The following is a 13,009-nucleotide window of genomic DNA, read 5'->3' as shown; positions in this document are numbered from 1 at the left end:
GGCATCGCACGCGATGCGGTCGGACGCGGCTACTCGGTCTACCTCGCCGAAATGAACGATCTCGCCAGCGGCACATCGTCCTACTCGACCAAGCTGATCCATGGCGGCCTGCGTTATCTCGAACATTACGAATTCCGCCTGGTGCGCGAGGCGCTGATGGAGCGCGAGGTGCTGTGGCGCAACGCCCCGCATATCATCTGGCCGATGCGCTTTGTCTTGCCCTACGCCAAGGGCCTGCGTCCGGCCTGGCTGATCAGGCTCGGCCTGTTCCTTTACGACCACATCGGCGGGCGCAGGCTTTTGCCCGCGACCAAGACGCTCGACATGCAGAGCGACGCCGCCGGCAAGCCGCTCAAGCCTATATTTTCAAAAGCCTTCGAATATTCGGATGGCTGGGTCAATGACGCCCGACTGGTGGTGCTCAACGCCCGCGATGCCGCCAATCGAGGGGCGATCATTCGCACCCGGACCAAGGTGACGCGTGCGCGGCGTGACAATGGCCATTGGGCCATCCAGGTCGAAGACGCGCGCAGCGGCAAGATCGAAGAGGTCAAGGCGCGGCTGATCGTCAACGCCGCCGGACCATGGATCGACCATGTCTTGACCGACACCGTTGGCCAAAACAACGTCCACAATGTGCGCCTGGTCCAGGGCAGCCACATCGTGGTGCCGAAGAAATTCGACGATCCGCGCGCCTATTTCTTCCAAAACAAGGACGGGCGGATCATCTTCGCCATTCCCTACGAGGAAGACTTCACCCTGATCGGCACCACCGACCAGGATTATGACGGCGACCCGCATGCAGCAAAGATCAGGCCAGCCGAGATCGACTATCTCTGCGCTGCGGCGAGCGAATATTTCGCCGAGCCGGTCAAGCCCGAGCACATCGTGTGGACCTACTCCGGTGTCAGGCCGCTCTATGACGACGGCGCCAGCAAGGCCCAGGAAGCGACGCGCGACTATGTGCTGAAGTCGGATGTCGGCGAAGGCCAGGCGGTCATCGTCAACATCTTCGGTGGCAAGATCACCACCTACCGCCGCCTTGCCGAGTCGATGCTCGAGATCATCGAAAAGCATCTGGGCAAGAAGGGCAAATCCTGGACGGCGACCGCCGCCCTGCCCGGCGGCGAATTCGCGGCGACCGCCTTCGACGCCGAAGTGGCGAAGCTCAAGGCTGCCTATGCGTTTCTCGACCTGCGCCTCGCCCGCCGGCTGACGAGGCTGTACGGCACACGCGCAAAAGCGCTTTTGGGCCTCGCCAAATCCGAAGCCGAGCTGGGACGCAATTTCGGTGCCGACCTCTACGAGGCGGAGGTGCGCTACCTCGTCGACCATGAATGGGCGGTGACGGCAGAGGACATTTTATGGCGACGCACCAAGCGCGGTCTCAAGCTCGGCAAGGAGCAGGCCGCGTCACTCGATGAATTTCTGCAAGGAATAAGCCCTGGCGTGCACAACGCCGCGGCAGAATAGGCAAAGCGTCCCGCGTCTGCCTCTGGGAGGAGGAATTATGCTGGAACTGCGCAACATAACGAAATCAATGGCCGGCGCGGATCATATCCGCGACGTCTCACTCACGCTCCAGCACGGCAGCCTGAACGTGCTTCTGGGACCGACGCTTTCGGGCAAGACCAGCCTGATGCGGCTGATGGCAGGGCTCGACAAGCCCAGTTCGGGCTCAATCTGGTTCGATGGCGTCGATGTCACCGGCGTACCGGTTCAAAAGCGTAACATCGCCATGGTCTACCAGCAGTTCATCAACTATCCGGCGATGACGGTCTACGAGAACATTGCCTCACCACTGCGCGTTGCCGGGGTCGATAAAGCGAGGGTCGAAAAGGATGTCAAACGCGCCGCCGACCTGTTGAAGCTTACGCCCTATCTCGACCGCACCCCGCTCAATCTCTCCGGCGGACAACAGCAGCGCACCGCGCTTGCCCGCGCCATCGTCAAGAATGCCAAGCTGGTTTTGCTCGACGAGCCGCTCGCCAATCTCGACTACAAGCTGCGCGAGGAATTGCGCGCCGAGTTGCCGAAGATCTTTGCCGAGACCGGCGCGATCTTCGTCTATGCCACAACCGAGCCGCACGAGGCGCTGTTGCTCGGAGGCAATACCGCAACACTCTCCGAAGGCCGCATCACCCAGTTCGGCCCGACGATCGAGGTATTCCGCAAACCGAATGATCTGATCACGGCCAAGACGTTCGCCGACCCGCCGCTCAATACGATCGTGATGAAAAAGAGCGGCAGCAATTTCCAGCTTGATGGTGGGGTGGACCTCCCGGTGCCGGCGGACCTCGCCGGCATTGCCGACGCCAGCTATACGATCGGCTTCCAGCCCCACCATCTTTCTTATGAAAAGCGCACCCCAGATGCGGTCGGCGTCACAGCGAAAGTGTCTGTGACCGAGATCACTGGCTCGGAGAGCTTCGTGCATCTCGACTTCGCCGATGCCCGCTGGGTGATGCTTGCCCATGGCATCCGCCAGTTCGAGCCGGACGAGACCGTCAAGGTGTTCATCGATCCGCGCCACGTCATGGTGTTCGACGCGAATGGCCGTTCGGCCGTCTCGCCATCGCAACTGGCTGCATAGGAGGGCGAGATGGCACGCATCGACCTGAGCCATATCCGCCACGCCTACAGCGCCAACCCGAAGTCCGAAAAGGATTACGCGCTGAGGGAGGTGCATCACAGCTTCGATGACGGCGGCGCCTATGCACTGCTCGGCCCGTCCGGCTGCGGCAAGACAACCCTGCTCAACATCATTTCAGGCCTGCTGCACGCCTCGCACGGACAGCTTCTGTTCGATGGCAAGGACGTCACCCGGCTGTCGACGCAGGAGCGCAACATCGCCCAAGTGTTCCAGTTCCCGGTCATCTACGACACGATGACGGTTTACGACAATTTGGCCTTCCCGCTGCGCAACCGCGGCGTTGCCGAGGCCGATGTCGACCGCAAGGTGCGCGAGACGCTCGACATGATCGACCTGGCAAGCTGGGCCAAGCGCAAGGCGCGCGGGCTGACCGCCGACCAGAAGCAGAAGATATCCCTCGGCCGTGGCCTCGTTCGTTCCGACGTCAACGCGATCTTGTTCGACGAACCGCTGACCGTCATCGACCCGCATATGAAATGGCTGTTGCGCTCGCAGCTCAAGCAGCTTCATCGCCGCTTTGGCTATACCATGATCTATGTCACCCACGACCAGACCGAGGCGCTGACCTTCGCTGAAAAGGTGGTGGTGATGTATGACGGCGAAATCGTCCAGATCGGCACGCCCGCTGAACTGTTCGAACGCCCCAAGCACACCTTCGTTGGCTATTTCATCGGCTCGCCAGGCATGAACGTCATGCCAGTGGCCGTTGAAGGCAGGCGCGCCCGGCTTGGCGATCAGGTCATCGACCTTCCCGGCACGCCCAGCGCCGAGGGCGGCGGCATCGAGCTCGGCATTCGGCCTGAATATGTCCGGCTTGGTGCCAAGGGCATGCCAGTTACAATCCGCAAGGTCGAAGACATCGGACGCCACAAGGTGGTGCGTGCCAGTCTCGAAGGCCGCGAGATCGCGGCGATCCTGGGCGAAGACGACAACGTGCCAGCCAATCCGCACGTCACCTTCGATCCCGCAGGCATCAACCTCTACGACAAGTCGTGGCGCGTCGAGATGGGAGCCTGACCATGGAAAAGACCTGGAACAACAAGGCCTGGTTCATGGTGCTGCCGGTGCTCGTGCTGGTGGCTTTTTCAGCGGTCATCCCGCTGATGACTGTGGTCAATTATTCGGTGCAGGATACGTTCGGCGGCAACCAGTTTTTCTGGGCCGGCACCGAGTGGTTCGAAGAGATGTTGCACTCCGACCGCTTCTGGGCGGCGATGGGGCGCAACCTGGTCTTCTCGGCGATCATCCTGGCGATCCAGATCCCGCTCGGCATCTTCATCGCGCTCAACATGCCACGAAAAGGCTGGGGGGTGCCGGTCTGCCTGGTGCTGATGGCACTGCCTCTGCTCATTCCGTGGAATGTCGTCGGCACCATCTGGCAGGTGTTCGGGCGCATCGACATCGGCCTGCTCGGCTACACGCTGCACGCGCTCGGCTTCGACTACAACTACGTCAACGACCCGTTCGACGCCTGGGTGACGGTCATCATCATGGATGTCTGGCACTGGACCAGCCTGGTCGTTCTGCTCTGTTATGCCGGTCTGGTGTCGATCCCCGACGCCTTCTACCAGGCGGCCAAGATCGACGGCGCATCGCGCTGGGCGGTGTTCCGCCACATCCAGCTGCCCAAGATGCAGCGCGTGCTTTTGATCGCCGTGCTGCTGCGCTTCATGGACTCCTTCATGATCTACACCGAGCCCTTCGTCGTCACTGGCGGCGGCCCCGGCAATTCGACGACCTTCCTGTCGATCGACCTCGTCAAGATGGCGGTCGGCCAGTTCGACCTCGGACCGGCTGCGGCGATGTCGATCATCTACTTCCTGATCGTGCTTTTGCTGTCATGGGTCTTCTACACCGTGATGACAAATTACGACGTGGAGAAGTGAGATGGGGGGCACAAGGGAAGCTGTCGTAAACGCCGACAAGGACAAGCTGATGCGCAGTGCGCCAGTGACGGCGGGCGCTGTCCACGGCACCCCGGACACAGCACTCGCCCGGCGAATGCGGCGGCGCGGCGAGGAATCGCGCTTCTGGTGGGTGGTGCCGACGATCTACATCGTCTTTTTGATGCTGCCGATCTACTGGCTGATCAATATGAGCTTCAAGTCGAACCAGGAAATCCTCGGGGCCTTCTCGCTGTGGCCGCAGAACCCGACGCTGCGCAACTACGGCGTGATCTTCACCGATCCGTCCTGGTACAAGGGCTACATCAATTCGATCATCTATGTGGTCATGAATACGGCGATCTCGATCTCCGTGGCCCTGCCTGCGGCCTACGCCTTCTCGCGCTACCGGTTCCTGGGCGACAAGCACCTGTTCTTCTGGCTTTTGACCAATCGCATGGCGCCGCCGGCGGTGTTCGCCCTGCCCTTTTTCCAGCTCTATTCCGCCTTCGGCCTGATCGACACCCACATTGCCGTAGCACTCGCCCACTGCCTGTTCAACGTGCCGCTGGCGGTGTGGATCCTCGAAGGCTTCATGTCGGGCGTGCCGAAAGAGATCGACGAGACCGCCTATATCGACGGCTATTCGTTCCCGCGCTTCTTCATCAAGATCTTCGTGCCGCTGATCGCGAGCGGCATCGGGGTCGCGGCCTTCTTCTGCTTCATGTTCTCATGGGTCGAGCTGTTGATCGCCCGCACGCTGACCACCACCGACGCCAAGCCGATCGCCGCCATCATGACGCGTACCGTCTCGGCCTCGGGCATGGATTGGGGCGTGCTTGCCGCCGCAGGCGTCTTGACCATCATCCCAGGTGCCCTCGTCATCTGGTTCGTCCGCAACTACATCGCCAAGGGCTTTGCCCTGGGCCGCGTCTGAGGGAGCGTTGTGATGGACTTTTCCTGGATGGCCTGGACGCTGCCGACAGCAGCGTTCTTCATCACCATTTTCCTGATGCTCGTGGGCATGGGCGTGTGGGAGTATTTCTCGCCCGGCGGCAATCCGCGCGTCGGCATCCTTCGGTTCGAGACGACCAGGGGGGACAGGCTTTTCGTTTCGCTGCTCGGCAGCGCCTTCATTCATCTCGCATGGCTGGGTCTTATCGGACCCAACCTGTGGTGGGCTCTCGCTCTCGCAGTGGTCTACGCGATCGGCGTATTCCGCTTCGTCTAGAGGGGGGAATGTTGGACCGCCGCAAGCCCGCGGCGGCGCCAAATGGCAATGCAACCTTGTTTGGGAGGAAATTAATGCGACGCCATATTCTAGCATCGACAAGCATGATCGCCCTGCTTTTGGGTGCAAACAATGCCTTTGCCGGCATGGACGAGGCGAAAGCCTTTCTCGATGCCGAGATCAAGGACCAGTCGGCGCTCGATCGCGCCGGCCAGGAAGCCGAAATGCAGTGGTTCATCGATGCCGCAAAGCCTTTCGCCGGCATGGACATCAAGGTCGTTTCGGAAACCATCACCACGCACGAATACGAATCCAAGACACTCGCCAAGGCGTTTTCGGACATCACCGGCATCAAGATCACACACGACCTCATCGGCGAAGGCGATGTCATTGAAAAGCTGCAGACGCAAATGCAGTCGGGCGAAAACATCTATGACGCGTACGTCAACGACTCCGACCTGATCGGCACCCATTGGCGCTACCAGCAGGCGCGCAGCCTGACCGACTGGATGGCCAATGAGGGCAAGGATGTCACCAATCCGAACCTCGACGTCGCCGACTTCATCGGCACCAAGTTCACGACCGCGCCGGACGGCAAGCTCTACCAGCTACCCGACCAGCAGTTCGCGAACCTCTACTGGTTCCGCTACGACTGGTTCAACGACGAGAAGAACAAAGCCGACTTCAAGGCGAAATACGGATACGACCTCGGCGTTCCGGTCAACTGGTCGGCCTATGAGGACATCGCCGAGTTTTTCACTGGCCGCGACGTAAACGGCCAGAAGGTCTATGGCCATATGGACTACGGCAAAAAGGACCCCTCGCTCGGCTGGCGCTTCACCGACGCATGGCTTTCGATGGCCGGCAATGGCGACAAGGGCTTGCCCAACGGCCTGCCGGTCGACGAGTGGGGCATCAAGGTCAACGATAAGTCGCAGCCCGTCGGCTCTTGCGTCGCGCGCGGCGGCGACACCAACGGCCCGGCCTCGGTCTACTCGATCGTCAAGTATCTCGACTGGCTGAAGGCATATGCGCCGCCGGAAGCCCAGGGCATGACTTTCTCCGAATCCGGCCCAGTGCCGGCCCAAGGTGCCGTTGCCCAGCAGATCTTCTGGTACACCGCCTTTACCGCCGACATGGTCAAGCCCGGCCTGCCTGTCATGAACGAGGACGGCACGCCAAAATGGCGCATGGCGCCCTCGCCGCACGGTGTCTACTGGAAGGACGGCATGAAGCTCGGCTACCAGGACGTCGGTTCCTGGACGATCCTCAAGTCGACGCCGGACGACCGCGCCAAGGCCGCCTGGCTCTACGCGCAGTTCGTGACGTCGAAGACGGTGGACGTGAAGAAGAGCCACGTCGGTCTTACCTTCATCCGCCAGTCGACGCTTGATCACAAGAGCTTCAGCGACCGCGCCCCACAGCTCGGCGGCTTGATCGAGTTCTACCGTTCGCCGGCTCGTGTTCAGTGGTCGCCGACCGGCACCAACGTCCCCGACTACCCGAAGCTGGCGCAGCTGTGGTGGCAGGCAATCGGTGACGCCTCTTCAGGCGCCAAGACGGCGCAGGAAGCCATGGACTCGCTCTGCGCCGAGCAGGAAAAGGTGATGGAACGGCTCGAACGCGCCGGAGTCCAGGGCGATATCGGCCCGAAGATGGCAGAAGAGCACGACCTTGCCTACTGGAATGCGGAAGCGGTCAAGGCAGGCAATCTCGCACCACAGCTGAAGATTGAAAACGAAAAGGAAAAGCCGATCACCATCAATTACGACGAGCTGGTGAAGAGCTGGAGCAAGTAAGCGTTCGGACGGATCATCCGCCCGGCCAACTGTCTGGGGAGGCGGCGCAGCGCCGCCTCCCCTCGCAAGGTGTCGCCCGTCAGGCCGCAGACCAGCGTGGCGCACATGGAGCAGCAGGTGACAAAGCGTTCTCCGCGTTGCGCACCTGTCCTGTGGCTGGTCCTTGCCGTGTCTCTCCGGCTTAAGTTGCCGGATTCGACGCCTGCTCACAGGTCCGTTCGGACTATCGGGACCTCTACTCCATCGTGATCCAGTCGAGCGCCCCTACGCTTCAGTGCAGCCCGAATTCCCGCAGCAGTTCCTCGCGGTAGCGGACGAAACGGGCTTCGCTGCGATCGCGAGGTCGGGGAAGATCGACCTCGATCAGCCGCGCCGCAGCACCTTTTTCCTTGGGCAGGACCAAGACCCTGTCGGCGAGATAGACCGCCTCTTCAAGGTCATGGGTCACCATGATCATGGTGACGTTCTCCTCGCTCCAGATACGGGCGAGYTCTTCYTGCATGGTGATCTTGGTCATGGCGTCGAGCGCGCCGAGTGGCTCGTCGAGAAGCAGGATCTCGGGCTGGACRGTCAGCGCACGGGCGATRCCGACRCGCTGRGCCAKGCCGCCCGMGAGCTGYTTRGGRTAGGCATYGGCGAAGTCGCCGAGACCAACGAGCGCGATGTAGTCGCGAGCCCGCTCCTCGGCTCGGCTGCGCGCCTCGCCGCGCACCTTCAGGCCAAAGGCGACATTGTCGAGCACGGTGAGCCAAGGCAGCAAACGCGGTTCCTGGAAGATCACCGCGCGATCCGTACCGACGCCAGCGACCTCCGCGCCGTCGATCAGAACCCGGCCACCGTCCGCCGCCTCAAGGCCGGCAAGCACCCGCAAGAGCGTGGTCTTGCCCGAGCCGCTGGCCCCGACAATGACGAGGCATTCGCCGGCGCGGATGTCGAGATTGAGGCCCTTGAGCACGGCCAGCGGGCGACCATTGATGGCGAAGGATTTGGAGAGGTCGCGGATCGAAACCTCGCCGCGGCGGGTGCTGTCGGGAATGTTCATCTTCGCGCTCAGTTCGATGTCGCTTCGGCGTTCGGCTGGAACAAAAGATCCGTGGCCGTAAACTTGCCCTTGGGCAGCGAGCCGTCGCGTTCAAGCACATTGATCCAGAAATCGAGGTCGCGCGGGGTCGCCTGGGCGCCTTGGCGAAGCCCGAAGCCGGTCCAGTGCTTGGCAAGCTCACCATTTTCGCCGCGGTCATTCAGGATCTTGGCGAGGACTTTGCGCGCCTCGTCCGGGTTCTGGCGCGACCAGTCGGCGGCGCGGGTCGCTTGTTCGACGAAGTGGCGCGCGGCCTCGGGATGCGCCTGAATGAAGTCGCGGCGCAGCACGATGAAGCCGCCGGCGATCTCGCCCAGAACATCGGTGTCGTCAAAGACAGCACGGACGCCGCCATGCTCCTTCAGCACACCTTCGAAGGTCGCCTGCCAATAACCGAGAGCGGCAATATCGACCTGGCGCGAGCGCAAGATCTGTTCGAGCTGCGGCCCGGGCACCACAACGAGGTTGGCGGCGGTCTGCGGCAGGCCTGCCTGGTGAAGCGCCTCGCGGACGGTGTAGTCGAGATGAGCGCCCAGCGTGTTGACCGCGATCGACTTGCCGGCAATGTCGGCGATGGATTTGATCGGGCTGTCCTCGAGCACATAGAAAACGCTCTGGACCTGGTCGTTGATGCCGTTGCTGGGATAGGCGGCGACAAAGTCGTTGCCGCCGGCGATCGAGTTGATCACCGCCGAAGTCGCGGCGGAACCGAGGTCGACGCTGCCCGCAGCCAGCGCAAAGAGCGAGGCAGGCCCGCCCTGGGCGTAGCCGACATTCTCCAGCTCAACGCCGAGATCTTTGTAGTAACCCAGCTCATATGCAAGTTCATGCGGGGAGACGCCGCCCTGACTGGCAAGGTAGCGGAACTTCACGGTTTCAGGCGATTGCGCAAGCGCGAAGCCAGGCAGGCCTGTGGCGGAAAGCCCAAGGGCGAGRACGGCACCGAGGCCGAGGGAACGGCGGGAAAGTGTCATGGTCGGATCTCTTTCATGGTTGATAGGACCGTTTGGACATTGCAGTCGTGCGATTAGCTGGCAGCGCTGCTCCAGCGGCAGAGGCGACGTTGCAGCAAGACGAGCCCGTAGTTGGAAAGCAGGCCGAGGCCGGCCAGCAACACGATCGCCGCAAACATCAGCGGGATCTGGAAATTGTACTGGGCGTTCATAACCTGGAAGCCAACGCCCTTGTTGGCGCCGATCATCTCGGACGCGATCAAAAGCAGAAGCGCAGTCGTCGCCGACAGCCTGAGGCCGACAAAGATCGAAGGCACCGCACCTGGCAACACGACTCGGCGGAATACGGTCAGCCTGGAGGCGCCATAGACCCGCGCCATCTCGATCAGCTTGGGATCGACCTCCTTGACGCCGCCGATGGTGTTCAAGAGCAGCGGAAACAGCGTCGCCCAGAAGATGACGAAGACTTTTGAAGCCTCGCCGAGGCCCAAAAGCAGGATGAAGATTGGGTAGAGCGCAAGCGCCGATGTCTGCCGGAAAACCTGCAGGATCGGATCAAGCGCACGTTCGACTGATCGAACCTGGCCCATGAACATGCCAAGCGGGATCGCCACGACGACTGCGGCGGCAAAGGCAGTGCCCGAGCGCTGCAGGGAGATGGCGATGTCGTCGAGCAAGGCAYCGCCGACGACGCCTTTCCACAGTGCCGCGACGATGGCGTCGAGCGGTGGGATGACCGCAGGGTTGATCCAGCCCCTGGTGCTGGAAATGTGCCAGAGCGCGAGGAAGCCGAGCAAAACGCCGTAGCGTGACAGGAAGCGCGCCGCTGCCTGGCCGCTGCGCTGTACGTATTCGATGCCGGCCGTGCCGTCGCTGATGCCCGCGCCGATGACGGTCGGCTGCTCTATGTGCTGCAAACTCATCGTCTTCTCCTTTGCGATTATTCGGCGGCCTGCAGCGAGCTGCGGCTCAAGGTCCAGGGGTTCACCGGGCGTGGCAGGCCGAGATTGTCGCGCAGCGTGCGGCCCTCATAGGCGGTGCGGAACAGGCCCCGGCGCTGAAGCTCGGGCACCACGAGATCGACGAAGTCGTCGAGCGCACCCGGCAGCCATGGCGGCAGGATGTTGAAGCCGTCGGCGGCTTTGTTGTGGAACCATTCTTCGAGCTGATCGGCGACCTGGGTGGCGCTGCCAACAACCGTGTAGTGGCCGCGCGCTGTCGCCACCCAGTGGTAGAGTTCGCGGATGGTGAAGTTATGCTCGTCGGCGATCTGGCGGAGCAGCGCCTGGCGGCTCTTCATGCCTTCGGTTTCCGCGCTCTTGGGCAGCGGCCCGTCGAGCGGATAGCCCCTGATGTCGAGGGTGCCGCCGGTCAGCCCGTTGAGAAGCGCGACGCCGTCCTCGGGCAGGATCAGCTCATTGAGCTTGTCGTATTTGGCGCGGGCTTCGTCTTCGGTGCGACCGACGAAGGGGGCGACGCCAGGCATGATCAGAACATGTTCAGGGACGCGGCCCTCGGCGATCACGCGAGCTTTGATGTCGCGATAGAACTCCTGCGCCGAAGCGAGGTTCTGGTGCGCAGTGAAGATGACTTCGGCCGAAAGCGCTGCCAGCCTGCGCCCGTCCTCGGACTGGCCGGCCTGGACGACGACTGGATGCCCTTGCACCGGACGGGGCACGTTGAGCGGTCCCTTGACGGCGAAATGCGCGCCCTTGTGGTCGATGTCGTGGACCTTGGCGGGATCGTAGAAACGCCCCGTCTGCTTGTCGCGGATGAAGGCGTCGTCTTCCCAGCTGTCCCACAGCGCCTTGACGGCATCGACGTGCTCCCTGGCACGGGCATAGCGGTCGGCATGGTCGGGCTGTTTGTCGCGATTGAAATTGCGCGCCGTTTCGTCGCCGGCGGATGTGACGACATTCCAGCCGGCGCGGCCATTCGACAAAAGGTCGAGCGAGGCAAATTTGCGGGCGAGCGTATAAGGCTCTTCGTAGGTGGTGGAGGCGGTGGCGATGAAGCCCAAATGCGTGGTCAGCGGTGCCAGCGCCGCAAACAGCGTGACCGGCTCGAAGCCGGCGATCTTGGCGTTGCCGCCTTCGCGTCCGCCGAGGCCGACTGACAGATTGTCGGCCAGGAAATAAGCGTCGAACAGGCCGCGCTCGGCGGTAAGTGCGAGCTCGGTGTGAAAGGCGAAATTGGTCGCGCCGTCGGCAGGCGAGCCGGGATGACGCCAAGCGGCAATGTGCTGTCCGCCGCCGGGCAGGAAGGCGCCAAGTTTGATCTGTCTGGTCATAACGATCTCCTTGTGAAGACGACAAAGGTCGATCCGGCGGCGAAGGCCGCAGGTTGGTCAGGTCGGATGAGTTTTTTGCTGGTTTGCGGCCTGGGCTCAGGCGGCCAAGGAAACGCTAGTGCGTGCCTGCACGACCCGACAGGCCTCGTCGACCGCCTGCTGGGCACGGGAGCGGATGGCTTCGGACACAATCACACCGTCAGCGAAATCCCTGTCGGAAGCGTAGATGGCGGTCGGGATTGTCAGCGCCTCGAAGAAGCCGAAGAGCGGGCGAAGCTGGTGTTCGACGATCAGCGAATGGCGCTCACCGCCACCAGTCGCGGCCAAAATGACAGGCTTGCCTTTCAGCGAGGTTGGGTCGAGCAGGTCGAAGAAATGCTTGAACAGGCCGGTGTAGCTGCCTTTGAAGGTGGGCGAACCGACCACCAAAATGGCCGCGCTCGACAGCTGTTCGACGATGGCCCGGGCGGAAGGGTCGAGATCGCTGACACGCCTTGCCTGGGCGAAGGACGGGCCAAGGTCTTCGATATCGTAAGTGGCCGAGGCTGCCCCTGTGCTTTTGGCGACTTGCCCAACGATGTGGTCGATGAACAGTCTGGTCTTCGACGGACGGGTCAGGTTACCCGAAATTCCCACCACGAGCTGCTTTGACATTTCCGGCTCCTCACAATCGCCCAACTTCCATTAACTCTACGGAATTTGTAGAGTTTGGAGAGCGAGAGGATTTCAAATCCGGGCCGCCAAGCGGATGGAGTTTGCGAAACATCGGCTTCGATTAGTTCATCTGGCACTGCTATCGCCGTGTCACCGCGTGACCACGCCAACGCAATCATGACGGCTAGGCCTCGGCCGCCGCGCAGAAATGGCAGCGCGAACCAACGCAAGCCGATGCGATGGCGCTGCATGCGGCGCGAGCTATTCACGCACCATAGGCGTCAAGATTGACGCGAAACAATATGGCGCCGCTTGACCCGCTACATCAGCCCAAGCTGCTTGTAGAAGCCGAGCGCATCGTAATAGTCGCTCTGGGTGGCGATCTTTCCGTCCTTGACCGAGAACATCGACGCGCCGGTGAAAGAGAACTTCTTGCCGGTAGCCTTGGTGCCATCGGCCCAGTCG

Annotated in this window: 13 protein-coding genes; 7 read left to right on the top strand and 6 right to left on the bottom strand. The window is 62.0% G+C overall.

Annotated features, from left to right (window positions below; translation table 11 throughout):
- From glpD to AC1DWF_RS25360, 7 genes are all read left to right on the top strand, one after another.
- Window positions 1-1,473 (top strand): glycerol-3-phosphate dehydrogenase (gene glpD, locus AC1DWF_RS25390; protein WP_476842183.1); only part of this gene is annotated, 1,473 nt, incomplete at its 5' end.
- 37 nt (window positions 1,474-1,510) lie between these two features.
- Window positions 1,511-2,593, top strand: a complete 1,083-nt coding sequence (locus AC1DWF_RS25385) for an ABC transporter ATP-binding protein (protein ID WP_476787625.1) — start codon at window positions 1,511-1,513, stop codon at window positions 2,591-2,593.
- Window positions 2,594-2,602: 9 nt separating this feature from the next.
- Window positions 2,603-3,670, top strand: a complete 1,068-nt coding sequence (locus AC1DWF_RS25380) for an ABC transporter ATP-binding protein (RefSeq protein ID WP_476785008.1) — start codon at window positions 2,603-2,605, stop codon at window positions 3,668-3,670.
- Window positions 3,671-3,672: 2 nt separating this feature from the next.
- Window positions 3,673-4,539, top strand: a complete 867-nt coding sequence (locus AC1DWF_RS25375) for a carbohydrate ABC transporter permease (RefSeq protein ID WP_476787626.1) — start codon at window positions 3,673-3,675, stop codon at window positions 4,537-4,539.
- A 115-nt stretch (window positions 4,540-4,654) separates the two neighbouring features.
- Window positions 4,655-5,473, top strand: a complete 819-nt coding sequence (locus AC1DWF_RS25370) for a carbohydrate ABC transporter permease (protein ID WP_476787651.1) — start codon at window positions 4,655-4,657, stop codon at window positions 5,471-5,473.
- Window positions 5,474-5,485: 12 nt separating this feature from the next.
- Window positions 5,486-5,767 carry a DUF2160 domain-containing protein gene (locus AC1DWF_RS25365; protein ID WP_055979040.1) on the top strand — a complete coding sequence of 94 codons (282 nt, stop codon included), beginning with the start codon at window positions 5,486-5,488 and terminating at the stop codon, window positions 5,765-5,767.
- Between the two features lie 74 nt (window positions 5,768-5,841).
- Window positions 5,842-7,566 (top strand): ABC transporter substrate-binding protein, encoded by a 1,725-nt coding sequence (locus AC1DWF_RS25360; protein WP_476804276.1) that lies wholly within the window; start codon window positions 5,842-5,844, stop codon window positions 7,564-7,566.
- A 271-nt stretch (window positions 7,567-7,837) separates the two neighbouring features.
- Here the strand turns inward: AC1DWF_RS25360 and AC1DWF_RS25355 are convergent, their stop codons facing one another.
- The 6 genes from AC1DWF_RS25355 to AC1DWF_RS25330 all read right to left on the bottom strand — a co-directional run.
- A complete protein-coding gene (locus AC1DWF_RS25355; RefSeq protein ID WP_476842182.1) occupies window positions 7,838-8,608 on the bottom strand; it encodes an ABC transporter ATP-binding protein in 771 nt (256 codons plus the stop codon).
- Window positions 8,609-8,616: 8 nt separating this feature from the next.
- Window positions 8,617-9,621 carry an ABC transporter substrate-binding protein gene (locus AC1DWF_RS25350; RefSeq protein WP_476785752.1) on the bottom strand — a complete coding sequence of 335 codons (1,005 nt, stop codon included), beginning with the start codon at window positions 9,619-9,621 and terminating at the stop codon, window positions 8,617-8,619.
- A 53-nt stretch (window positions 9,622-9,674) separates the two neighbouring features.
- Window positions 9,675-10,523, bottom strand: coding sequence for an ABC transporter permease (locus AC1DWF_RS25345; RefSeq protein WP_476842181.1), 849 nt, complete (start codon window positions 10,521-10,523; stop codon window positions 9,675-9,677).
- Between the two features lie 17 nt (window positions 10,524-10,540).
- Window positions 10,541-11,890, bottom strand: coding sequence for an LLM class flavin-dependent oxidoreductase (locus AC1DWF_RS25340; protein WP_476787047.1), 1,350 nt, complete (start codon window positions 11,888-11,890; stop codon window positions 10,541-10,543).
- Between the two features lie 96 nt (window positions 11,891-11,986).
- Entirely contained in the window at window positions 11,987-12,544 is a 558-nt protein-coding gene (gene msuE, locus AC1DWF_RS25335) for an FMN reductase (protein ID WP_476787630.1), read from the bottom strand.
- 320 nt (window positions 12,545-12,864) lie between these two features.
- Window positions 12,865-13,009, bottom strand: a 145-nt coding sequence (locus tag AC1DWF_RS25330; RefSeq protein WP_476842184.1) for an ester cyclase, incomplete at its 5' end; no start/stop codon positions are given.

Source organism: Aminobacter sp. P4_D5 (assembly GCF_056401815.1).
Note: the sequence above shows the minus strand (reverse complement) of the source record. Positions and strands in the feature narration are given on the sequence as shown.

Excerpts from the sequence above, each read along its gene's own strand:
- msuE (WP_476787630.1), bottom strand. The coding sequence starts at position 12,544 with ATGTCAAAGCAGCTCGTGGTGGGAATTTCGGGTAACCTGACCCGTCCG.
- AC1DWF_RS25340 (WP_476787047.1), bottom strand. The coding sequence starts at position 11,890 with ATGACCAGACAGATCAAACTTGGCGCCTTCCTGCCCGGCGGCGGACAG.
- AC1DWF_RS25375 (WP_476787626.1), top strand. The coding sequence starts at position 3,673 with ATGGAAAAGACCTGGAACAACAAGGCCTGGTTCATGGTGCTGCCGGTG.
- AC1DWF_RS25360 (WP_476804276.1), top strand. The coding sequence starts at position 5,842 with ATGCGACGCCATATTCTAGCATCGACAAGCATGATCGCCCTGCTTTTG.
- AC1DWF_RS25370 (WP_476787651.1), top strand. The coding sequence starts at position 4,655 with ATGCGGCGGCGCGGCGAGGAATCGCGCTTCTGGTGGGTGGTGCCGACG.
- AC1DWF_RS25385 (WP_476787625.1), top strand. The coding sequence starts at position 1,511 with ATGCTGGAACTGCGCAACATAACGAAATCAATGGCCGGCGCGGATCAT.
- AC1DWF_RS25380 (WP_476785008.1), top strand. The coding sequence starts at position 2,603 with ATGGCACGCATCGACCTGAGCCATATCCGCCACGCCTACAGCGCCAAC.
- AC1DWF_RS25365 (WP_055979040.1), top strand. The coding sequence starts at position 5,486 with ATGGACTTTTCCTGGATGGCCTGGACGCTGCCGACAGCAGCGTTCTTC.